The sequence below is a fragment of the Bradyrhizobium sp. MOS003 genome (genome assembly GCF_003020125.1).
In the GTDB taxonomy this organism is placed as follows: Bacteria; Pseudomonadota; Alphaproteobacteria; order Rhizobiales; family Xanthobacteraceae; genus Bradyrhizobium.
On the sequence record NZ_PYFW01000003.1, the window covers coordinates 111,941 to 132,353 of the forward strand.

Sequence of the window (20,413 nt, forward strand, 5' to 3'; positions counted from 1 at the left end):
GAATCAGCTCTCGTCGGTTGCCGGCAAGGTGAAGCGGAATGTCGCCCCGCCCGCTGCGTTGCTCTCGGCCCACATGCGGCCGCCATGAGCCTCGATGATCGAGCGGCTGATGGACAGCCCCACGCCCATGCCGGTGTCTTTGGTCGTGAAGAACGTCTGGAACAGGTTTGGAATGACGTCGTCCCGGAAGCCGGAACCGGTGTCGGAGACCTCCGCCTCGATCATGTCGTCGGCGACACGGCTGTTGGCGACGACGAGCTCGCGGCGCGACGACTTGGCCATCGCCTCCAGCGCGTTGCGGAACAGGTTGACCAGCACCTGCTGGATCTGCACGCGATCGGCAAGGACGAGATCGGCGTCGGGATCGAGGCTGAAGCGGAGCTGCACGTTCTGCTCGCGCGCGCCGGCGAGCCCGAGCGCGCCGGCCTCCTCGATCAGCTTGGACAGGCTCTCGACCCGCTTCTCCGACTCGCCGCGGGAGACGAAGTCGCGCAGGCGCCGGATGATCTGGCCGGCGCGCAGAGCCTGCTCCGCGGCGCGATCCAGTGCGCTTTCGACCTTCGGGGTGTTGGGGTCGCTGCTGCCGGCAAGGAGGCGTCGCGATCCCTTCATGTAGTTGCTGATCGCCGCCAGTGGCTGGTTGAGCTCATGGGCGAGCGCGGAAGCCATTTCGCCCATCGCGGTCAACCGCGAGACGTGGACGAGCTCGGATTGCAATTCCTGGAGCCGGGCCTGAGTCCGCTGGTGTTCGGTAAGGTCGCGGACGAAGCCGGTGAAATAGGGCTCGCCGGCGGATTCCATCTCGCCGATCGACAGATGCATGGGAAAAGTCGTGCCGTCGCGGCGCTTGCCCGTCACGATGCGGCCAATGCCGATGATGTGCGGATCGTTCGTGGTGCGGTAACGTGCCAGGTAGCTGTCGTGACGGGTACGATCGGGCTCCGGCATCAGGACGCTGACGTTCTGGCCGATTGCCTCGTGCTCGGACCAGCCGAACAGGCGCTCCGCGGCTGAGCTGAAAAGCTGCATGATGCCGTGGCCGTCGATGACGATCATGGCGTCGGGAATGGTCTGCAGGATGGAGCGGAGGTGGGTCTCGCGCGTACGCAGCGCTTCTTCGACCTGCTTTTCTGCGTCGATGTCGAGGAAGATGCCGCTGAGATGACGAGCTGCCCCGGATTCGTCCCGAATGAGTCCAGCCCGGGCGCGGATCCACTGCCCGCTGCCGGAGGCATTCGCGACCTTGAATGACACGTCGAAGCTGCCGCCACTCTCGGAAACCCGCTTGATTGCGCCCTCGACCCGCTCTCTGTCCGTGGGTTGAAGGCGCGACAGGAACAGATCGTAGCTCGCCGGCTGATCCGGCTCGATGCCGAGCAGCACCCTGGCGGTATCGGACCATTCCAACTCCCGTGTCGCGAGGTCGAGATCCCAGGTGCCTACGCCAAACCCTTCGATCCGAACGCGAAAACGTTCGCCCCGACCGTCGTCCTGCGAGTGCGTTACGCGGCTCGGCGACAAATGATGCTCCAATCCTGACGCGGCCGCTCCGGACGCGGTTACCGCTAGCCTAATGTCGCTTAAGGCCGGGCCGGAGGCAAGTTCTGTCGCTTGCCGCTGGACGGCAAGTCGGGTGCCTGCGGCCGCCTTGATCTATCTCATCCCCATGTGCGGAAGCAGGCGTAAATTCGACCAAAGTCTTTGCACTGGAGAATTCCGATGACATACGCGACGGTGATGGTCAGCCTGGCGCTCGACCAGTCCAATGAAGCGCGTCTTCAGGTCGCGGGCGAGCTCGCCGAACGATTCGAGGCGGCCATCGTCGGGGTCGCCGCGGCCCAGTTTGCGCCGCCGCTCTATTTCACCGACGGCGTCGAGGCGCAAGCATTGATCGACGAAGGCGAAGCTTCGGTCAAGCGGCGGCTGGCTGACCTCGAGGCGCAATTCCGCGCCGCCACGAAGAATCGCGGCGGACATGCGGAGTGGCGCAGCGCCATGGACTTTCCGGCGCGATTCGCCCTGGCGCAGGCGCGTTGCGCCGACATCGTCGTGAGCGGCGGGCAGAGCCCGGCCTTCTCCGACGCGTTCGCGCTCGCCAGCCCCAAGGATCTCGTGATGCAGGCCGGCCGGCCCCTTCTCGTCGTGCCCGACCGGGTCAACTGGCTCGACCTGCGCAGCGTGCTGGTGGCCTGGAAGGATACGCCGGAGGCGCGGCGCGCGGTGGTCGATGCGCTGCCGATGCTGCGCAAGGCGAGGGACGTCACCATCGCCACAATTCCGGAGCGCGACGACGACCGTGCGGTCGTGATGGCCGGCGTCACCGACGTTGCCGCCTGGCTCGCCCGCCATGGCGTCACCGCGACCGCGCGCATCTGCGAAGGCGCCAGGAACGAAGCCGCCGCCGTGCAATTGGAGAAAGTCGCCGGCGACGTCGATGCCGGCCTGATCGTAGCGGGTGCCTATGGTCATTCGAGGTTTCGTGAACTGATCCTGGGAGGCGTCACTCAATATCTGGTCACGCAGACCGCCCGCAGCGCGCTGCTGTCGCACTGACGGCCGGAATCGAAATCGAGGAGGACGCGCCGTGTACAGATTTCTTGAACAGACCGTCGACGGCTACATGACGCGCAACGTCAAGGCGGTGCAGCGCGACCGTAACCTGCTCGAACTCAGCGAGATGTTCGAGGCCGACGATTTCAACTCCTATCCGGTCGAGGACGACGGGCAGGTGGTCGGCATCGTCACCAAATTCGATATCCTGAAGTGCTTCGCCTTCACGCCGAGCCAAATGCTGCCCCGCTATCACGACCTGATGAGCCGCAAGGTCGGCGACGTGATGACGCCCGAGTTCATCTATGTCAGCCCCGACACGCGGCTGACGCGCGTGCTCCAGATCATGGTGGAGCACCGCATCAGGAGCATCATCGTGCTCGACGGTGCGCAGAAGCTGGTCGGAATCATCGCCCGCGAGGATGTCATCGGGGCGCTCAAGGCGACGGCGCGCGACTGACGCATCAATTTCCCGCCTCCGTAATCTCCCGGAGGCGAAGCCTTACAGTGCGCGATGCGCGGCGCAAGGGATTGACATCGCGGCCTGATCTGAACCGGCCAACATTAACAGAAATCCACCTGTCTTGATTTCAATCAATTCCCCGCGAGGGTGGATGTGGTTTCTGGCCCCGTGTTCTTTCAGAGAGAATCCGCATGAGCCAGCCCTCCATCTCCAAATCCATGACCATCGGTGAAAGCGGCTTGGCTGTCGTGTTCGCAGTCACCGCCTTCCTCTGCGTGATCGCTTCGGCCAAGGCGCTCGATGCGCCCTTCGCTTTCCATGCCGCGCTCAGCGCGGCGGCGAGTCTGGCCGCGGTATTCGTTATCATCAATCGTTACCTCGATCGCCCGGCGGCGCTGCCGCCGCAGGAAATCAACGGGCGCCCGAACTACAATATGGGCCCGATCAAGTTCTCCTCCTTCATGGCGGTGTTCTGGGGCATTGCCGGCTTCCTCGTCGGCCTCATCATCGCCTCGCAGCTGGCCTGGCCAGCGCTGAACTTCGACCTGCCCTGGACCAGCTTCGGCCGCCTGCGGCCGCTGCACACCTCCGCCGTGATCTTCGCCTTCGGCGGCAACGTGTTGATCGCGACCTCCTTCTACGTCGTACAGAAGTCCTGCCGTGCGCGTCTCGCCGGCGAACTCGCGCCGTGGTTCGTCGTGGTGGGCTACAATTTCTTCATTCTGATCGCCGGCACCGGCTATCTGCTCGGCGTCACCCAGTCGAAGGAATATGCCGAGCCGGAATGGTACGCCGATTTGTGGCTGACCATCGTCTGGGTCGTCTACCTGCTCGTCTTCCTTGCCACCGTCATCAAGCGCAAGGAGCCGCATATCTTCGTCGCGAACTGGTTTTATCTCGCCTTCATCGTGACGATCGCGGTGCTGCATCTCGGCAACAACCCGGCGCTTCCCGTCTCGGTGTTCGGCTCGAAGTCCTACGTCGCCTGGGGCGGCATCCAGGACGCCATGTTCCAGTGGTGGTACGGCCACAACGCGGTCGGCTTCTTCCTGACCGCCGGCTTCCTCGCCATCATGTACTACTTCATCCCGAAGCGCGCCGAGCGGCCGATCTATTCCTACCGGCTGTCGATCATCCACTTCTGGGCGCTGATCTTCCTCTACATCTGGGCCGGTCCGCACCATCTGCACTACACGGCGCTGCCGGATTGGACGCAGACGCTGGGCATGACCTTCTCGATCATGCTGTGGATGCCCTCCTGGGGCGGCATGATCAACGGCCTGATGACGCTGTCGGGTGCCTGGGACAAGCTGCGCACCGACCCCGTGCTGCGCATGCTCGTGGTCTCCGTCGCCTTCTACGGCATGTCGACCTTCGAAGGCCCGATGATGTCGATCAAGGTGGTCAACTCGCTCAGCCACTACACCGACTGGACCATCGGCCACGTGCATTCCGGCGCGCTCGGCTGGGTCGGCTTCGTCTCCTTCGGCGCGCTCTACTGCCTGGTGCCCTGGGCCTGGAATCGCAAGGAGCTCTACAGCCTGAAGCTGGTCAACTGGCACTTCTGGATCGCGACCCTCGGCATCGTCCTCTACATCTCGGCGATGTGGGTGTCCGGCATCCTCCAGGGCCTGATGTGGCGCGCTTACACCTCGCTCGGCTTCCTCGAATACTCCTTCATCGAGACCGTCGAGGCGATGCATCCCTTCTACATCATCCGCGCTGCCGGCGGGGCGCTGTTCCTGATCGGCGCTCTGATCATGGCCTATAATCTCTGGATGACGGTTCGCGTCGGCGAGGCGGAAGTCCAGATGCCCGTCGCTCTTCAGCCGGCGGAATGAGGAGCAAACCATGTCGTTCTGGACACGTCACCAAGTCTTCGAAAAGAACTCCATCATCCTGATCGTCGGTATCCTGCTGGTGATTGCCATCGGCGGTCTCGTCGAGATCACCCCGCTGTTCTACCTCAAGAGCACGATCGAGAAGGTCGACGGGGTCAGGCCCTACACGCCGCTGGAGCTCGCCGGGCGCAACGTCTACGTCCGCGAGGGCTGCTATCTCTGCCACTCGCAGATGATCCGGCCGCTGCGCGACGAGGTCGAGCGTTACGGTCACTTCTCGCTCGCCGCCGAGAGCATGTTCGACCACCCGTTCCAGTGGGGCTCCAAGCGTACCGGTCCCGACCTCGCCCGCGTCGGCGCCAAATATTCCGACGACTGGCACGTGACCCATCTGACCAATCCGCGCGCGATCGTGCCGCAGTCGGTGATGCCGGGCTATCCGTTCCTCAGCCAGAGCGAGGTCGATCCGGACACCATCGCCGACCACATGCGGACGCTGAGGACGGTTGGCGTACCCTACACGGACGACCAGATCGCCAGCGCCGGTGCCGATATGAAGGCACAGGCCGATCCGGAGAATGCCGGCACCGACGCCTTCAACAAGCGCTATGCCAAGGCCGTCGTGCGCAATTTCGACGGCAAGGCCGGTTCGCCGACCGAGATGGACGCGCTGATCGCGTACCTGCAGATGCTGGGCACGCTGGTCGACTTCAAGATCTACAACGAGAAAGCCAATCTTCGCTGAGAAGGCATGAACGATGAAAGCTATCCTGACACTCGACAATCTCGCGTCCGGTCTCGTGACCACGATCTGGACGCCGGTGTTCGTCGCGATCTTTCTCGCGATCATCGCCTACGCTTTTTGGCCCCGTAACAAGGCTGCCTTCGACGAAGCAGCGCACCTGCCGTTGCGGGAGGAGTGAGAGACATGACCGACCATCATAGCGACATCGATTCCGTCTCCGGCAAGTCCACGACCGGGCACGAGTGGGACGGCATCAAGGAGCTCAACACGCCGCTGCCACGCTGGTGGGTGATCACCTTCTATCTCACCATCGTCTGGGCGATCGGCTACTGGGTCGTCTATCCGGCCTGGCCGCTGATCGCCAGCAACACCACCGGCATGTTCGGCTACTCCTCGCGCGCCGACGTTGCCGTCGAACTCGCCAACCTCGAGAAGATCCGAGGTGGCAAGATGGTGGCGCTGGGCGCGGCCTCGCTCGCCGACATCGAGAAGGACCCGGCCTTGCTGGCGCTCGCGCGCGCCAAGGGCAAGACCGTGTTCGGCGACAATTGCGCGCCCTGCCACGGCACCGGCGGTGCCGGCGCCAAGGGTTATCCGAACCTGAACGACGACGACTGGCTATGGGGCGGCACGCTCGACCAGATCATGCAGACCATCCAGTTCGGCGCGCGCTCCGGTCATGCCAAGACGCATGAGGGCCAGATGCTCGCCTTCGGCAAGGACGGCGTGCTGAAGGGCGACGAGATCGTCACGGTCGCCAATTACGTGCGGTCGCTGTCGGGCCTGTCGACCCGCACCGGCTTCGATGCCGCCAAGGGCGAGAAGATCTTTGCCGAGAATTGCGTCGCCTGCCACGGCGACGGCGGCAAGGGCAACCAGGAAATGGGCGCCCCGAACCTGACCGACAAAATCTGGCTCTACGGCTCCGACGAGGCGACCCTGATCGAGACCATCGGCCAAGGCCGCGCCGGCGTGATGCCGGCCTGGGAAGGGCGGCTCGATCCCGCCACCATCAAGGCGATGGCCGTCTACGTCCACTCGCTGGGCGGCGGAAAATAGTCGAAGACGTGCCGATCGGCGGCGGAACGGGGGCGAACAAATTCGCCCCCGTTTGCGCTGGATCAACTGGCCCAGCGGCATCGGGTCTAGGTTTAATCGCACCTTCCAAGGCGACTTAAGCGATGAACAAGACCGTGAACCCCAAAGACCTCACGTCCGATGACGGCGGGCCGCTCTACGCCCCCCATAAAAAGGTCTATCCCCAGAGCGTCTCCGGCACGTTCCGACGCATCAAATGGGGCCTGATGGCGATCTGCCTCGGGGTTTACTATTTCCTCCCCTTCGTGCGCTGGAACCGCGGTCTCGGTGCCCCCAGCCAGGCGGTGCTGATCGATCTGCCCAACAGCCGCTTCTATTTCTTCTTCATCGAGCTGTGGCCGCAGGAGGTCTACTACTTTACCGGCCTGTTGATCGTGGCGGCTGTGGCGCTGTTCCTGATGAACTCGGTCGGCGGCCGTATCTGGTGTGGTTATCTCTGTCCGCAGACGGTTTGGACCGACGTGTTCTACGCCGTCGAGCGTCTGATCGAGGGTGACCGGCGCGAGCGGATGAAGAAGGACAAGTCGTCCGACCCGATGAAGCTCGAGCGCATTTCCGAGATCGTGCTCAAGCATTCGATCTGGCTCATGATCGCCTGGTGGACCGGCGGCGCCTGGGTGCTCTACTTCAACGACGCGCCGACTCTGGTGAAGGAGCTGGTCACCTTCCAGGCGCCGATGATCGCCTATATCTGGATCGGCATCCTCACCGCGACGACCTATCTGCTCGCCGGCTACATGCGCGAGCAGGTCTGCACCTACATGTGCCCCTGGCCGCGGATCCAGGCCGCGCTGACCGACGAATGGGCGCTCAACGTCACCTACCGTTACGACCGCGGCGAGAAGCGCACCTCGGTCAAGAAGGCCGCCGAGCTGCGCGCGCTGGGCGAGCAGGTCGGCGATTGCGTCGATTGCTATCAATGCGTCGCGGTCTGCCCGACCGGCATCGACATCCGCAACGGGCCGCAGATGGAATGCATCCAGTGCGGGCTCTGCATCGATGCCTGCGACAACGTGATGACCAAGATCGGCCGGCCGAAGCGGCTGATCGGCTACGACAACGACATCAACATCCACCGCCGCCAGGAAGGCAAGGCGCCGATCTACCGCATCGTCCGGGCCCGCACCGTGGTCTACAGCGCGATCATCGTGGCCGTCGGCGGCTTCATGGTCTACACGCTGGCGACGCGCAGCCTGCTCGACGTCAACGTGCTGCACGACCGCAATCCGGTCGCGGTCAAGCTCAGCGACGGTTCGATCCGCAACGCCTACACGGTGCGGCTGCTGAACAAGAGCGGCTACGACCGCGTCATCGCCATCGACGCGGAGGGGCCGGTCAATCTCACGATGCACGTCGTCGGAGCCGATTCGGTGACGCCCGACCGGCCGATGATCGTGATCCCACGCGACGCCACCAGCGAACTCCGCCTGCTCGTCACCGCGCCCGCAGAGAACAATCCGGACAAATCAATTCCCGTCCGCTTCCACGTCATGGACATCGGACTGGGTGTCGCCGCGACCGCCACCGACAATTTCGTCGCGCCGTAAGTTCAGGAGACCGTCATGTCGTCAAAGCCACTGACCGGAACCAAGGTGTTCGTGATGCTGGTCGCCTTCTTCGGCCTCGTGATCGGCGTCAACGTCACGATGATGAAGCTTGCAATCGCGACGCTGCCCGGGACCGACGTCGACAGTCCCTATGCTGCGGGCCTGACCTACGAGCACGAGATCTCGGCGGCACACGACCAGGCCGCGCGCAAATGGAAGGTCAACGCCCACATCGAACGCCGCAACGACGGGGGTGCCATGGTCCAGGTCGAAGCGCGCGACGCCAACGGGCAGCCGATCTCGGGGCTTAAGTTCGACGGACGCCTGGAACGGCCGACCGACAAGCGGGCCGATCTCGCGGTCGCGTTCACCGAAACCGGAATTGGGATCTATCGCGGCGACGCCGCTGCGGTCGCGCCCGGCCAATGGAATCTCGTGATCGAAGGCGAGGCGCGTGGCGAGCGCGTGTTCCTGTCGCGTAACCGCGTGATCCTGAACTGAGGGACTTCGTCATGCAAGTCACGCGGGATTTCTCGCACTATGTCCGCACCGCGGGCGAGGGCGTCCAGCACATCGATCTCGCCGTCGAAGGCGTTCACTGCGCCGGCTGCATGGCCAAGATCGAACGGGGACTCTCGGCCATCCCCGACGTCACCCTGGCCCGCGTCAACCTCACCGACCGTCGCGTCGCGCTCGAATGGAAAGCGGGAACGCTCGACCCCGGAAAGTTCATCGATCGGCTCGAAGAGCTCGGCTACAAGGCCTACCCGTTCGAGACCGAGAGCGCGGAAGTGGCGGAGGTCGCCGAATCGCGTTTCCTGCTGCGCTGCCTCGGCGTCGCCGCGTTCGCCACCATGAACGTGATGATGCTGTCGATCCCGGTGTGGTCGGGCAACGTCTCGGACATGCTGCCCGAGCAGCGCGACTTCTTCCACTGGCTCTCGGCGTTGATCGCGTTGCCGGCGGCAGCCTATGCCGGTCAGCCGTTCTTCCGCTCGGCCTGGCGCGCGCTGTCGGCAAAGACGACCAACATGGACGTTCCGATCTCGATCGGCGTGATTCTGGCGCTCGGCATGTCCGTGGTCGAGACCTTCCACCACGCCGAACACGCCTATTTCGACGCAGCGATCATGCTGCTGACCTTCCTGCTCGTCGGCCGCTTCCTCGACCAGAACATGCGACGGCGGACCCGCGCGGTTGCCGGCAATCTCGCGGCGCTGAAGGCGGAGACGGCCGCGAAGTTCGTCGGTCCCGACGAGATCTCGCAGGTGCCGGTGGCCACGATCAATCCCGGCGACATCGTTCTGCTCCGGCCCGGCGAGCGCTGCGCGGTCGACGGCACGGTGATCGAGGGACGTTCCGAGATCGACCAGAGCCTGATCACGGGCGAGACGCTCTATGTCACGGCCGAGCAGGGCACGCCGGTCTATGCGGGCTCCATGAACATCTCCGGCACCCTGCGGGTGCGGGTCTCGGCCGCGTCCGAGGCGACGCTGCTCGCCGACATCACGCGGCTGCTCGACAACGCGCTTGCCGCGCGCTCGCGCTACATGCGCCTCGCCGACCGCGCCTCGCGGCTCTACGCGCCGGTGGTTCATGCGACCGCGTTCATCACCATCCTCGGCTGGGTCATCGCCGGCGCGTCCTGGCATGATGCGATCGTGACCGGCGTCGCCGTGCTGATCATCACCTGCCCCTGCGCGCTGGGCCTTGCCATTCCCACCGTGCAGACCATCGCCTCCGGCGCGATGTTCAAGTCCGGCGTGTTGCTGAATTCCGGCGACGCGATCGAGCGTCTGGCTGAGGCCGACCATGTCATCTTCGACAAGACCGGCACGTTGACGCTGCCGGATCTCGAAGTGATGAATGCCGCCGACATTCCCGCCGCTATCTTCGAACTCGCCGGCCGGCTCGCGCTGTCGAGCCATCATCCGGTCGCGGCCGCCGTCGCGCAGGCGGCCGGCGCCAGATCGCCTGTCGTCGGCGCGACCGAAGAAGCCGGACAGGGCGTCCGTGCGACCGTGGATGGCGTCGAGCTTCGCCTTGGCCGCCCCTCCTTCTGCGGCGCGGAGGCGCTGATCGGCAACGCCTTCATCGATCCCGAAGCTTCCATCGTCGCTTTCAGCAAGGGCAGCGAAAAGTTCGTCCTCTCGGTCCGCCAGGGCCTGCGTCCGGACGCTCAGGCGGTGATCGTGGCGCTGAAGGCACGCAATATCGGCATCGAGATTCTCTCCGGCGATCGCGAGCCGGCCGTGAAGGCGGCGGCCCGGGCGCTTGGAATCCCCGAATGGCGCGCCGGCGTCACGCCGGCCGACAAGATCGCGCGGATCGAGGAATTGAAGCAGCGCGGCGCCAAGGTGCTGATGGTCGGCGACGGCATGAACGACGCGCCGTCGCTCGCGGCAGCCCATGTCTCGATGTCGCCGATCTCGGCCGCGCATCTGAGCCAGGCCACGGCCGACCTCGTCTTCCTCGGCCGGCCACTGGCTCCGGTGGTCGCCGCCATCGACGCCTCGCGCAAGGCGCTGCATCTGATGCGGCAGAACCTCTGGCTTGCGATCGGCTATAATGTGCTGGCGGTGCCGGTTGCGATCAGCGGCGTCGTGACGCCCCTGATCGCGGCTGCGGCCATGAGTGGATCGTCGATCCTGGTCATGCTGAATTCGCTGCGGGCGCGCGGCAAGTCGCGGGAGATCGCGTGATGGAGATCCTTGTCATCCTCGTCCCGCTGGCGCTGATGCTCGGAGGCGCCGGTCTCGTCGCCTTTCTCTGGTCGCTCAAAAGCGGCCAGTACGACGATCTCGATGGTGCCGCCTGGCGCGCCATCGCCGACGACGAGCCGCCGCAGGAGGCGCCGGCAAAGCGCTAGCGCCTCAGGGCGAAGGTGAGCACGGCTGCGGCCGCAAGGGCCACGCCTACGCCTGATACGCACGCGTGCCATCCGAAAGCGTCGAACAGGCGCCCGAGCACGACTGTGCCGACCAGCCCTCCGCAGAAATAGCACGCAAGATAGGTCCCGCTGGCGATGCCGCGGTTGTCGGCAGCCGCCTGTCCGACGAAAGCCGTCGCCGCTGCCTGCGCTAAGAATGTGCCGACGCCGACGAGAACCATGCCGGTCAGGACCTCGCTCAGATGCGGCATCAGCATCAAGGGCAGGCCAAGCCCTGCAATTGCGAGCGCGCCCCAGATCGTCGGACGCGTTCCAAGCCGCGATGCCACCCGACCGGCCAGAAGCGTGGTGACGACCGACGGCAGAAAGACGAAATAGACGAGGCCCAGGTCCATCATGCCGAGCGACAGCGGCGGCCGAACCAAAACGAAATTGACGAAGGTGAAGGTGCCGATGAAGGCGAACAGGATGCAGAAGCCAATGCCGAAGGCGGCGCGCAGCCGCGGATTGCGCCAATGCGCGATCGCGGCGGCAAGCGGTGATGCGGCCGGCATCATCGCGTGCCTCGGCTGCACGCGTCGGATCGTGAAATGGACCAGCACCGCACCGGTCAGATTGAGCGCCGCGAACAGATAGAAATTCCAGGCGAGGCCGAGCCCGTCGGCCACGGCAGCAGAGATCAGCCGTCCCACGAGGTTGCTCGCGACATTGCCGGTTATGTAGGCGGCAAAGGCGCCGCCTGCATCCGTGGCGCTGCACTGCTCGCCGAGATAGGCGAGGGTGAGCGCGAAGGCGGACGCCATGCACAGGCCCTGCGCGACCCGCAATGCCGTGAAGACGGTGAGATTTGGCGCGGAGGCGAGCAGGCTGGTCGGAATCGCCAGCAGCGCCAGGCTGAGCAGAATGCCGGTCCGCCGGTTGATGCGCGGGCTGAAAAAGCCGACGACGAGGCTGGCTGTGGCCATCCCGAAGGTGCTGGCATTGACGGCAAAGCCCATCGCGGCAGGCGTGACGCCGTAGTGCCGCGTCAGCGCTGGCAGGATCGCCTGTGTTGCGAAGAGATCGACGACGGTCAGGAATGCGGTGAGCCCAATCACGAGCGAGCGCAGCGCCAAGCCTTGCGCGTGCGCCCCCATCGCCGTCGCGGCCCCTGTTGTCGGCGCGGATAAATCGGTCATGGCGGAATTGTCCTGAGAGGATGTGGCGCCTGGCATTGGGTCCCGGGCGCCACATCCAGTAACGTGCGCTTGGGCTGGTCGCGCTCGTTACATGTGGTGGTCGTTGGGATCCTTGCGGACGTCGCCGACATAGAGAATGACGGTGTCCTTGCCGAGGTTCTTCCACCAATGCGAGGTGCCGGAGACCTCGGAGCGGATGTCGCCCGCCTTGTGCACGATCGGATCGATGCAGTTGGAGGCGTATTCGACGATCTCGCCCTGCTGCACGAAGATCAAGGCGGGACGGTCGTCGTGGCTGTGCCAGGGCACGATACCGCCGGGCTCGATGGTCAGCTTGCGGAAGCGAAGCTCGCGCCCCTCGATATGTGCGGGCTGCTTGCTGAGGTCGATCGCACCGAGCGTGACGTCGGTAACGCCGACCGGCTTATAGTCGACCATCTGCTGGGCGTTGGGCCTGATCTTGCCGACCGGGCATTCGCCGGCAGCGACCGGCTGTGCCGAGAGCGTGAGCGCACCGGCGAGGGCAAGGCCCGGCCAGATCAGACGCGACAAGGCATGGCTCCTGGACATGGAAAGTCTCCTGTGTTGGCCGCAACCCCGCTGGTCGCCGGCGATGACGGGAGCTTCATCGAGATCGCGGCCATCCTGAAATGCCGGCTTGCTCTCGATGCGATAGCGCGGCGCTATGTTGATGCGCGGCGGCTATCGATCCGATTGGGCAACGGCATTTCCGCTTTCTCGGCATTCGGCGTCCGATGGCGGGGCGCCCGATTGGCGGGCGTTCATGTCAATCGGGAGGAGCCCCTCATGCCGAAATTATCCAAGACCCTGATCGCCACCGCCGCGTTTGCGGTCATCGCCACATCAGCCTTCTCGGAGGCCGCCTGGGACTTCAAGGCCGGCATGGCCTATGTCTATGGCGGCCCCGGCAAGATGTCAGCGATGGCCATGGCCCCGGCCGAGAAGAACCACGAGGCCATGATGAAGAGCGCCAAGAAGGTGCCCGACAACACCGTTTTCTTCATGGACAACGGATCGCTTTACTACACCTCGGGACGGCTCGATCCGACCGGCAATTTCTACGTGAACTGAACGGGTCCTGGCATCGCGGCCGCCCCCTTGCGGGCGGCCGAACCCGGAAACTAATATTCCCAGGAAATGCCGGAGCAGAAGATGACAGCTCTCTCGCCTGCCGACGTCGAACAGCTCAGGCTTGCCTTCCAGCGCTGCCGCGACATGGATGGCACGCTGAACGATCAGCTCCGCGCCTATGCCGACGCCAGCCGTGCCGTGTTTCCGGCCTATGGTGAGGCCGTCGATCGCCTGGTGGCGAGATTGGGCGGCAACGGCGGCGGCGAGTCCGCGCCGCGCCCGGGCGATGCGATGCCGCCGTTCATGCTGCCGGACGAAGCGGGGCGTCTCGTCACGCTGCCGTCGCTGCTGGAGCGTGGTCCGCTCGCCGTGATGTTCTTCCGCGGCCACTGGTGTCCCTATTGCCGGCTCAACGTCCGCGCCGTGGTCCAGGCGCTCGATCGCATCAAGGCCATGGGGGCGCAGGTCGTCGCGGTGATGCCGGAGACGCAGGAATATACCGGGCTACTCAAGGCCGAGTCCGGCGCGCCGTTTCCGATCTTGACTGACCTCGACAACGGCTATGCGCTTTCGCTCAATCTTGCGATATGGCTCGGCGCCGAGATCCAGAGCCTGTTGTCCTATCAGGACATGGCGAAATTCCACGGCAATGACGGCTGGGTGTTGCCGATCCCGGCCGTATTCGTGGTCGGTCGCGACGGTATCGTGACAGCTCGCTTCGTCGATCCCGATTTCCGCAAGCGCATGGAGATCGATGATCTGCTCGCGGCGCTGGAGAGTGCGGGCAGAGAGAACTGAGGCATGGAATTTTGATGGCGCAGCATGTTCTTTCCCTCGCCCCTTGTGGGAGAGGGTGGATCGCCGCGAAGCGGCGAGACGGCTGAGGGGTTCTCTCCGCGCGTGAGTCTTTTGCGTCGAGTACGCGGAGAGAACCCCTCATCCGGCGCTTCGCGCCACCTTCTCCTCAAGGGGTGATGGAAGAAGCGCGCCGTAATTCGCCCCGCTACCCCGCAATCTCGCGCCAGTCGGCGCCGCGCAGCATGCGCATCACGGCGTTGGCTACCGCCGTGCGTTGCCGTCCGGCCACCCCGTAGAGGCTGACGGTGCGGCGGGCGTCCAGTCCGGCGACGGCGGCGCGCGTCAATGTCTGCGGCAGGGGCGACGTGTGCGGCACCATGGCGATGCCGATGTCAGCTTCGATCAACTCGATCAGGTCGCGCTCGCTCGAGATTTCGTGGCCATGCTCGATGCCGTGCTCGCGCAGGCTCACGGAGATGCGGCGCGCGTGCTCGCAGTAAGTCCGGTTCAGCAATTGCTCCGAGCGCAAATCCTCCAGCTCGATCGTGCTGCGGCCGGCCAGCCGATGTCCCTCGCCAACGACGAGATCGAAGCTCTCGGTGAACAGCGGCCAGGCGTCGAGCCGGTCCCAGGCCTCGTCGATCTCGGCGGCGATGCCGAGCTCGGCTTCGCCCTTCTTGAGGAAATCGCCGACCTCGCGGCTGGTCCCGCGCAGGAAGCGCAATTCGAGCCGGTTGAACTGCCGCCTGATCTCGTTGAGATGGGGAATGAGCAATGCCAGATCGATCGAATGCGTCAGCGCAATACGGAGCGCGCCGACCTCACCGCTTTTGAACGAGGAGGCGAGCGAGCGCGCGCCGGCCGCGGCGTCGAAACACTGCTTCAGGAGCGGATGCATGCGCTGGCCGAGCTCGGTGAGTTGCGCCGCCGGCCGCTCGCGGCGAAACAGGTCGCCGCCGAGCTCGGCCTCGAGCTGCTTGATCGCGCGCGTCAGCGAGGGTTGTGTGACGTTGCACTCCTCGGCCGCGCGCGTGAAATTGAGCAGCTGCGCCACCGCGAGGAAATAGCGGACCTGGTGCATTTCCATGGATCGGCTCCCGGCAAGATAGGGCGATCCTATCGAATCGAACCGGCGAATGACATCCCACCCGCAATAGCGCGCGCCTATGGATTCGGAAGTCAGGCGGTATTTCCGTTTGGTCCGCCGATCCTCCAGGGTCTGCGAAAGCTGGGGTCCAGCCATTGCCAACCAGGACCAGGTCATGAACATACCACTGAAGCCGCAGACATCTCAGCCCGCACGCGCGCTGGCCGGCAAGGTGGCGCTGGTCACGGGCTCGACCAGCGGTATCGGCCTCGGCATTGCACGTGCGCTGGCGGCGGCCGGCGCCGACATTGTGTTGAACGGCCTTGGCGTTGCCGCCGAGATTGGCCGGACGCGGGAGCAGATCGCTGCCGAGTTCAGCGTCAAGGCGAGCTACTCTCCGGCCGACATGACGAGGCCAAAGTCGATTGCCGAGATGATCGCGGCGACCGTCGCCCAGGCCGGCCGTCTCGACATCCTCATCAACAATGCCGGCATCCAGCATGTCGCGCCGCTCGAGCAGTTTCCGGTCGAGAAATGGGACCAGATCCTCGCCATCAATCTGACCTCGGCCTTCCACACGACGCGGCTCGCGTTGCCGGCGATGCGCGAGAATCGTTTTGGCCGGATCATCAACATTGCCTCCGCGCACGGCTTGGTCGGCTCGCCGTTCAAGGCGGCCTATGTCGCCGCCAAGCACGGCATCGTCGGCCTGACGAAAGTCACGGCGCTGGAGACCGCGGAGGAAGGCATCACCTGCAATGCGGTCTGTCCCGGCTACGTCTCCACGCCGCTGGTCGAAGCGCAGATCGACGGGCAGGCCAAGGCGCACGGTATTTCCCGCGACCAGGTGATCCGCGACGTGCTGCTCGCGCAGCAGCCGAACAAGCGCTTTGCCACGGTGGAGGAACTGGGGGCGCTGACGGTGTTCCTGTCGACGGATGCTGCCGCTTCGATCACCGGGGTCGCACTTCCGGTCGACGGCGGCTGGACCGCGCATTAACATGGGCCGGCGCAACAACAAGTCGTCGCCCACTGCGAACATCCGGGTATTGCAGGCTGATCAGGAGCAAACCATGAGCGGTACGCAGGACAATACGCGAAGAAAGGCCACGGACCTGCCGGGGCAGGTCGTCCTCGTGCTCCAGGGGGGCGGCGCGCTCGGCTCGTACCAGGCCGGCGTCTACCAGGCGCTGCACGAAGCCGGCATCGAGCCGGACTGGATCATTGGCACCTCGATCGGCGCGATCAATGCAAGCCTCATTGCGGGCAACGCGCCGGAGAACCGCCTCGCGCGCTTGCGGGAGTTCTGGAGGCGGATGGAGCAAAAGCCGGTCTGGGACTGGCGCGCCGCATTTCCCGGCTTCAACGAGAAGCTTGCCTATTGGTCGGCCGTGACCCACGGTATTGCCGGTTTTTTCCGCCCCAATCCGCTGGCGCATGCCGGGGATTCCTACCCGCTGGGCGCCGATCATGCCGGCTATTATTCGACCGCGCCGCTGGAGAAGACGCTGAGCGAGCTGGTCGATTTCGACCTGGCCAATCGCTGCGCGCCGCGCCTGACGGTCGGTGCGGCTCATGTCGGCACCAGCGAAATGCGCTATTTCGACAGCCGCGACGGCGAACTGACGGTGAAACATGTCATGGCCTCCGGCGCATTGCCGCCGGCTTTTCCGGCGGTGCGGATCGACGGCGAGCTCTATTGGGACGGCGGCATTCTCTCGAACACGCCGACGGAAGCGGTGTTCGACGACAATCCGCGCAGGGATTCGCTGATCTTCTCCGTGCACCTGTGGAATCCCGTCGGGGCCGAGCCGACCACGATGGCGGAGGTGCTGAACCGGCACAAGGACGTGATGTATTCCAGCCGGATCGCGAGCCAGATCGCGCGCCAGCAGCAGACCCATCGGTTGCGCCACGTCATCAACCAGCTCGCGGCACGATTGCCCGAGAGCGAGCGCAGCGATGCCGCGGTGAGGGAGCTGACCAGTTACGGCTGTCCGACCCGCATGCACGTGGTGCGGCTGCTGGCGCCGCAGCTCGATCGCGAGACTCATACCAAGGATATCGACTTCAGCCCGTCGGGGATCACGCGACGTTGGCACGCCGGTTATGCTCACACGAAGTCCGTGCTCGCGCGCAAGCCCTGGATTGGCGAGTTCGACCCGCTATCGGGTGTCGTGCTGCACGAGCACATGGACGAGATGCCGGAGGCTGCGGAATGAGGTTGCCCTGCCGTCGCGGTTCACACCGCTGCAAGCTTGCGGTACAGCGCGTTGTAGCTGCCCGCTGAGATGTTCCAGGAAAACGAGCGTCCCATGGCGCTGCGGCGCATGGTGTCGAGCTGATCCTGTGCCATGAAGGCGGAGAAGGCACGGCGGACGCCGCCGAGGAATGACTCGCGCGAGGGCCTGGAGAACAGGAATCCGGTCTCGCCGTCGGTGATGGTCTCGGCGAGGCCGCCGGTCTGGTGCCCGATCGGAAGCGAGCCGAAGCGCTGGGCGTACATCTGGCTGAGGCCGCACGGCTCGAAGCGCGAGGGCATCAGGGTGAAGTCGCTGCCGGCGAAGATGCGGCGCGCTTGGGCGTCGTTGAAGCCGATCACCACGCCGATGGCGTCTGGGCGGCGGCGATGCGCGTCGATCAAGGCCTGCTCCAGCGCCGGCTCGCCGGAGCCGGTGACCACGATCTGCCCGCCGGCATCGACGATCTCGTCGGCCGCGGACAGCACGAGGTCGATACCCTTCTGGTGCACGAGGCGCGCGACGATGCCGAACATCGGGCCGCGCGACACCGCCAGGCCGAACTGCTTGCGTACGTAATCCGCATTGGCCCTCTTGCCGACCCAGTCGCCGGCGCCGAACTGCTGGGCCAGCTGGGCGCAGGAGCGCGGGTCCCAGCTCTCGTCGATGCCGTTGAGGATGCCGGTGAGCTCGGACGCGTCCGAGCGCAGGCGGAGCAGGCCTTCCAGACCGCAGCCGAATTCGGCCGTGGTGATCTCGCGCGCATAGGTACCGCTGACGGTGGTGAGGTGCGAGGCGTAGACGAGGCCGGCCTTGAGGAAGGAGAGCTTGTCGTAGAACTCGACGCCGTCGATGTGGAATGAGCTCTCGGGTATGCCAATTCGCCGCAGCGAGTCCCTCGGGAAGAGGCCCTGATAGGCGAGGTTATGAATGGTCAGGATCGACGGGACTTTGGCGCCGCGCCAGGCGAGGTAGGCCGGCACGAGCGAAGCCTGCCAGTCGTTGGCATGAACCAGGTCCGCTGCCCAATTCTTGTCCAGCTTGCCCATGGCGAGCTCAGCGGCTGCCGAGGCGAAGCGCGCGAAGCGGATGTCATTGTCGGGCCAGTCGCGCCCGGACTCGTCGCCATAGGGGTTGCCGGGCCGGTCGTAGAGTTGCGAGCACAACAGCACATAGACCGGCAGGCCGTCCTTGGTCGCGGCCCGTCCGAGCGAGCAGGCCGGCATCTCCGCGAAGGCCGGGCAACGGCCGACGATCTGAATATGCGTGAGTTGCTCGATGATGTCGCGATAGCCGGGCAGCATGATCCGGATATCAGCAAAGGGGCGAAGGGCGCGGGGCAGGGCCGCGGAAACCGCGCCAAGTCCGCCGACGCGGACGAAGTCGTCCATCTCAGTAGTAACGAACAAGACCCTCAAGAACAGCTGCCCTCTGTCGATCCCGCTTGTGGCTATGCAAGAACGGGTCCAGTTGTCCTGGAATTTCTTAAAGCTCACCCACGCGGTCCGTCGGTTCGGTAAACACTTTCCTACTCGGCCGCCGCACTCTAGGGTCGCCGCATCAACGACAGAGAACTTCGAGAGTTCCTAAGAGCCCCAAGGACGTGAGCAGGCATGCAGCTAGCAGATAAGCATGAGGGGACGACGACAAAAGCCTTCGCGGGGCTGCGGGTCCTGGATTTTTCGACCACCATCGCCGGTCCTCACTGCGCCCGGATGCTTGCCGACATGGGTGCCGAGGTCATCAAGATCGAGAGCGACGGCGGCGAGACGATGCGGACCCGGCCGCCGCTGCGCAAGGGATGCAGCACCGCGTTTGGGCAGCTCAATGTCGGCAAGAAGAGCGTGGTGCTCGACCTCAAGTCCGAAGACGGCAAGGAGGCGGTGCGCCGGCTGGCTGCGACCGCCGACATCCTGGTGGAGAATTTTCGCCCCGGCGTGATGCGCCGGTTGCGGCTCGACTACGACAGCATCCGCCAAGTCAACCCGAGACTGATCTATTGCTCGATCTCCGGCTACGGCCAGACCGGCCCCTCGGCCGAGCTGCCGGCCTATGCCCCGGTGATCCATGCCGCCTCCGGCTACGACATGGCGCATCTGGCCTACCAGCCCGGCCGTAGCCGCCCCGATTATTGCGGCATCTATCACGCCGACGTCCTCACCGGCACCTATGGCTTCGGCGCGATCGCGTCCGCGCTCTATCAGCGCAGCGTGACCGGCCTTGGCCAGCACATCGACGTCTCCATGCTGGAATCGATGCTGTCGCTGACGCTGACCGAGTTGCAGGGCGCGCAATTCGCCGTGAAGCCGCCGCCGCGCCCGATGTTCGGGCCGACCGAGACGGCAAGCGGCTACGTCATGATCACGGTCGCCAGCGAGAAGACGTTTCAGGCCCTGATGCAGGTGATCGGCCGTCCCGAATGGATCTCCGATCCGCGCTTTGCCGCCTACGCCGCGCGCCGGGACAATTGGGCGGAGGTGATGGACGGCGTCGAAACCTGGTCGCGGCAGCTCACGACCGATGCCTGTCTTGTCGCGCTCGGCGCGGCCGGCGTGCCAGCCTCTGCCTATCGCACAGTGTCCGAGGCGCTGGCCGATCCGCAGCTCGCGCACCGGCAAGCGCTCTCATCCGTGCAGGACGAGGGCGGCTCCTTTCAGGTGCTCAACCTGCCATTCCGGATGTCGGGTGCCGATATCTCGCCGGCCAAGACGATGGCCGTGCTCGGCGAACATACGGACGCGCTGCGCGACGAGATTGGCCTTGCCGCGGATGCGTCAATTTCGACAGGCAAAACTGCCGAGACAGGCTGAGCACATTGCGCCGCACCTGTGGCGTGTGATCTGTCGCGCGTTCCTCTTGCCGTGGCGCGCTTTTGTCGCCAATC

The 20,413-nt window shown here is 64.9% G+C and carries 20 protein-coding genes; 15 read left to right on the plus strand and 5 right to left on the minus strand.

The genetic code is table 11. The features are described 5' to 3' along the window. Window positions 1–3: 3 nt before the first annotated feature. Entirely contained in the window at window positions 4–1,521 is a 1,518-nt protein-coding gene (gene fixL / locus C7G42_RS15450) for a sensor protein FixL (protein ID WP_106949838.1), read from the minus strand. A 198-nt stretch (window positions 1,522–1,719) separates the two neighbouring features. Here fixL and C7G42_RS15455 point away from each other — a divergent pair, with 198 nt between their 5' ends. The 10 genes from C7G42_RS15455 to ccoS all read left to right on the plus strand — a co-directional run bounded on the left by C7G42_RS15455 (window position 1,720) and on the right by ccoS (window position 11,113). Then, a complete protein-coding gene (locus C7G42_RS15455) occupies window positions 1,720–2,553 on the plus strand; it encodes a universal stress protein (protein ID WP_106949839.1) in 834 nt (277 codons plus the stop codon). 31 nt (window positions 2,554–2,584) lie between these two features. After that, window positions 2,585–3,010 carry a CBS domain-containing protein gene (locus C7G42_RS15460; RefSeq protein WP_106949840.1) on the plus strand — a complete coding sequence of 142 codons (426 nt, stop codon included), beginning with the start codon at window positions 2,585–2,587 and terminating at the stop codon, window positions 3,008–3,010. A 194-nt stretch (window positions 3,011–3,204) separates the two neighbouring features. Then, a complete protein-coding gene (gene ccoN, locus C7G42_RS15465; protein WP_106949841.1) occupies window positions 3,205–4,854 on the plus strand; it encodes a cytochrome-c oxidase, cbb3-type subunit I in 1,650 nt (549 codons plus the stop codon). A 10-nt stretch (window positions 4,855–4,864) separates the two neighbouring features. Beyond that, window positions 4,865–5,599 (plus strand): cytochrome-c oxidase, cbb3-type subunit II, encoded by a 735-nt coding sequence (gene ccoO / locus C7G42_RS15470; protein ID WP_106949842.1) that lies wholly within the window; start codon window positions 4,865–4,867, stop codon window positions 5,597–5,599. A 13-nt stretch (window positions 5,600–5,612) separates the two neighbouring features. Next, window positions 5,613–5,777, plus strand: a complete 165-nt coding sequence (locus C7G42_RS15475; protein WP_015687703.1) for a CcoQ/FixQ family Cbb3-type cytochrome c oxidase assembly chaperone — start codon at window positions 5,613–5,615, stop codon at window positions 5,775–5,777. A 5-nt stretch (window positions 5,778–5,782) separates the two neighbouring features. Further along, the gene (gene ccoP / locus C7G42_RS15480; protein ID WP_106949843.1) at window positions 5,783–6,658 is read left to right on the plus strand and encodes a cytochrome-c oxidase, cbb3-type subunit III; all 876 of its coding nucleotides are present in this window, start codon (window positions 5,783–5,785) and stop codon (window positions 6,656–6,658) included. Window positions 6,659–6,780: 122 nt separating this feature from the next. Beyond that, on the plus strand, window positions 6,781–8,244 hold the full coding sequence (gene ccoG / locus C7G42_RS15485; RefSeq protein WP_106949844.1) for a cytochrome c oxidase accessory protein CcoG: 1,464 nt from the start codon (window positions 6,781–6,783) through the stop codon (window positions 8,242–8,244). Between the two features lie 15 nt (window positions 8,245–8,259). After that, window positions 8,260–8,745, plus strand: a complete 486-nt coding sequence (locus tag C7G42_RS15490; RefSeq protein WP_094975427.1) for a FixH family protein — start codon at window positions 8,260–8,262, stop codon at window positions 8,743–8,745. 11 nt (window positions 8,746–8,756) lie between these two features. Continuing rightward, window positions 8,757–10,946, plus strand: coding sequence for a cation-translocating P-type ATPase (locus tag C7G42_RS15495; protein ID WP_106949845.1), 2,190 nt, complete (start codon window positions 8,757–8,759; stop codon window positions 10,944–10,946). Continuing rightward, window positions 10,946–11,113 (plus strand): cbb3-type cytochrome oxidase assembly protein CcoS, encoded by a 168-nt coding sequence (gene ccoS / locus C7G42_RS15500; protein WP_063196351.1) that lies wholly within the window; start codon window positions 10,946–10,948, stop codon window positions 11,111–11,113. The genes C7G42_RS15495 and ccoS overlap by 1 nt, the downstream gene beginning before the upstream one ends. Here the strand turns inward: ccoS and C7G42_RS15505 are convergent. Then, entirely contained in the window at window positions 11,110–12,312 is a 1,203-nt protein-coding gene (locus C7G42_RS15505) for an MFS transporter (protein WP_106949846.1), read from the minus strand. The two genes, ccoS and C7G42_RS15505, sit on opposite strands and share 4 nt — an antisense overlap. A gap of 87 nt (window positions 12,313–12,399) precedes the next feature. After that, window positions 12,400–12,882, minus strand: coding sequence for a cupin domain-containing protein (locus tag C7G42_RS15510; RefSeq protein ID WP_106949847.1), 483 nt, complete (start codon window positions 12,880–12,882; stop codon window positions 12,400–12,402). Between the two features lie 237 nt (window positions 12,883–13,119). Between C7G42_RS15510 and C7G42_RS35305 the strand changes: the two genes are divergently transcribed. Beyond that, window positions 13,120–13,404, plus strand: coding sequence for a hypothetical protein (locus tag C7G42_RS35305; protein ID WP_199580929.1), 285 nt, complete (start codon window positions 13,120–13,122; stop codon window positions 13,402–13,404). Between the two features lie 81 nt (window positions 13,405–13,485). Continuing rightward, window positions 13,486–14,202 (plus strand): peroxiredoxin-like family protein, encoded by a 717-nt coding sequence (locus C7G42_RS15520; RefSeq protein WP_106950433.1) that lies wholly within the window; start codon window positions 13,486–13,488, stop codon window positions 14,200–14,202. Window positions 14,203–14,407: 205 nt separating this feature from the next. On the opposite strand, the gene C7G42_RS15525 is transcribed toward C7G42_RS15520, so the two are convergent. Continuing rightward, entirely contained in the window at window positions 14,408–15,289 is an 882-nt protein-coding gene (locus tag C7G42_RS15525) for a LysR family transcriptional regulator (protein WP_106949849.1), read from the minus strand. A gap of 175 nt (window positions 15,290–15,464) precedes the next feature. On the opposite strand from C7G42_RS15525, the gene C7G42_RS15530 reads away from it, so the two are divergent. Both C7G42_RS15530 and C7G42_RS15535 read left to right on the plus strand, forming a co-directional pair. Further along, the gene (locus C7G42_RS15530) at window positions 15,465–16,289 is read left to right on the plus strand and encodes a 3-hydroxybutyrate dehydrogenase (RefSeq protein ID WP_106949850.1); all 825 of its coding nucleotides are present in this window, start codon (window positions 15,465–15,467) and stop codon (window positions 16,287–16,289) included. Between the two features lie 73 nt (window positions 16,290–16,362). Next, window positions 16,363–17,511 carry a patatin-like phospholipase family protein gene (locus C7G42_RS15535; protein ID WP_106950434.1) on the plus strand — a complete coding sequence of 383 codons (1,149 nt, stop codon included), beginning with the start codon at window positions 16,363–16,365 and terminating at the stop codon, window positions 17,509–17,511. Window positions 17,512–17,531: 20 nt separating this feature from the next. Here the strand turns inward: C7G42_RS15535 and glgA are convergent, their stop codons facing one another. Beyond that, the gene (gene glgA, locus C7G42_RS15540; RefSeq protein ID WP_106949851.1) at window positions 17,532–18,947 is read right to left on the minus strand and encodes a glycogen synthase GlgA; all 1,416 of its coding nucleotides are present in this window, start codon (window positions 18,945–18,947) and stop codon (window positions 17,532–17,534) included. Window positions 18,948–19,142: 195 nt separating this feature from the next. Between glgA and C7G42_RS15545 the strand changes: the two genes are divergently transcribed. Continuing rightward, window positions 19,143–20,339 (plus strand): CaiB/BaiF CoA transferase family protein, encoded by a 1,197-nt coding sequence (locus C7G42_RS15545; protein WP_106949852.1) that lies wholly within the window; start codon window positions 19,143–19,145, stop codon window positions 20,337–20,339. Window positions 20,340–20,413: the final 74 nt, after the last annotated feature.

Coding starts and splice junctions, on each gene's coding strand:
- C7G42_RS15455 (WP_106949839.1), top strand. CDS start 1,720: ATGACATACGCGACGGTGATGGTCAGCCTGGCGCTCGACCAGTCCAAT.
- ccoN (WP_106949841.1), top strand. CDS start 3,205: ATGAGCCAGCCCTCCATCTCCAAATCCATGACCATCGGTGAAAGCGGC.
- ccoO (WP_106949842.1), top strand. CDS start 4,865: ATGTCGTTCTGGACACGTCACCAAGTCTTCGAAAAGAACTCCATCATC.
- C7G42_RS15475 (WP_015687703.1), top strand. CDS start 5,613: ATGAAAGCTATCCTGACACTCGACAATCTCGCGTCCGGTCTCGTGACC.
- ccoP (WP_106949843.1), top strand. CDS start 5,783: ATGACCGACCATCATAGCGACATCGATTCCGTCTCCGGCAAGTCCACG.
- ccoG (WP_106949844.1), top strand. CDS start 6,781: ATGAACAAGACCGTGAACCCCAAAGACCTCACGTCCGATGACGGCGGG.
- C7G42_RS15490 (WP_094975427.1), top strand. CDS start 8,260: ATGTCGTCAAAGCCACTGACCGGAACCAAGGTGTTCGTGATGCTGGTC.
- C7G42_RS15495 (WP_106949845.1), top strand. CDS start 8,757: ATGCAAGTCACGCGGGATTTCTCGCACTATGTCCGCACCGCGGGCGAG.
- ccoS (WP_063196351.1), top strand. CDS start 10,946: ATGGAGATCCTTGTCATCCTCGTCCCGCTGGCGCTGATGCTCGGAGGC.
- C7G42_RS15505 (WP_106949846.1), bottom strand. CDS start 12,312: ATGACCGATTTATCCGCGCCGACAACAGGGGCCGCGACGGCGATGGGG.
- C7G42_RS15510 (WP_106949847.1), bottom strand. CDS start 12,882: ATGTCCAGGAGCCATGCCTTGTCGCGTCTGATCTGGCCGGGCCTTGCC.
- C7G42_RS35305 (WP_199580929.1), top strand. CDS start 13,120: ATGCCGAAATTATCCAAGACCCTGATCGCCACCGCCGCGTTTGCGGTC.
- C7G42_RS15520 (WP_106950433.1), top strand. CDS start 13,486: ATGACAGCTCTCTCGCCTGCCGACGTCGAACAGCTCAGGCTTGCCTTC.
- C7G42_RS15525 (WP_106949849.1), bottom strand. CDS start 15,289: ATGGAAATGCACCAGGTCCGCTATTTCCTCGCGGTGGCGCAGCTGCTC.
- C7G42_RS15530 (WP_106949850.1), top strand. CDS start 15,465: ATGAACATACCACTGAAGCCGCAGACATCTCAGCCCGCACGCGCGCTG.
- C7G42_RS15535 (WP_106950434.1), top strand. CDS start 16,363: ATGAGCGGTACGCAGGACAATACGCGAAGAAAGGCCACGGACCTGCCG.
- C7G42_RS15545 (WP_106949852.1), top strand. CDS start 19,143: ATGCAGCTAGCAGATAAGCATGAGGGGACGACGACAAAAGCCTTCGCG.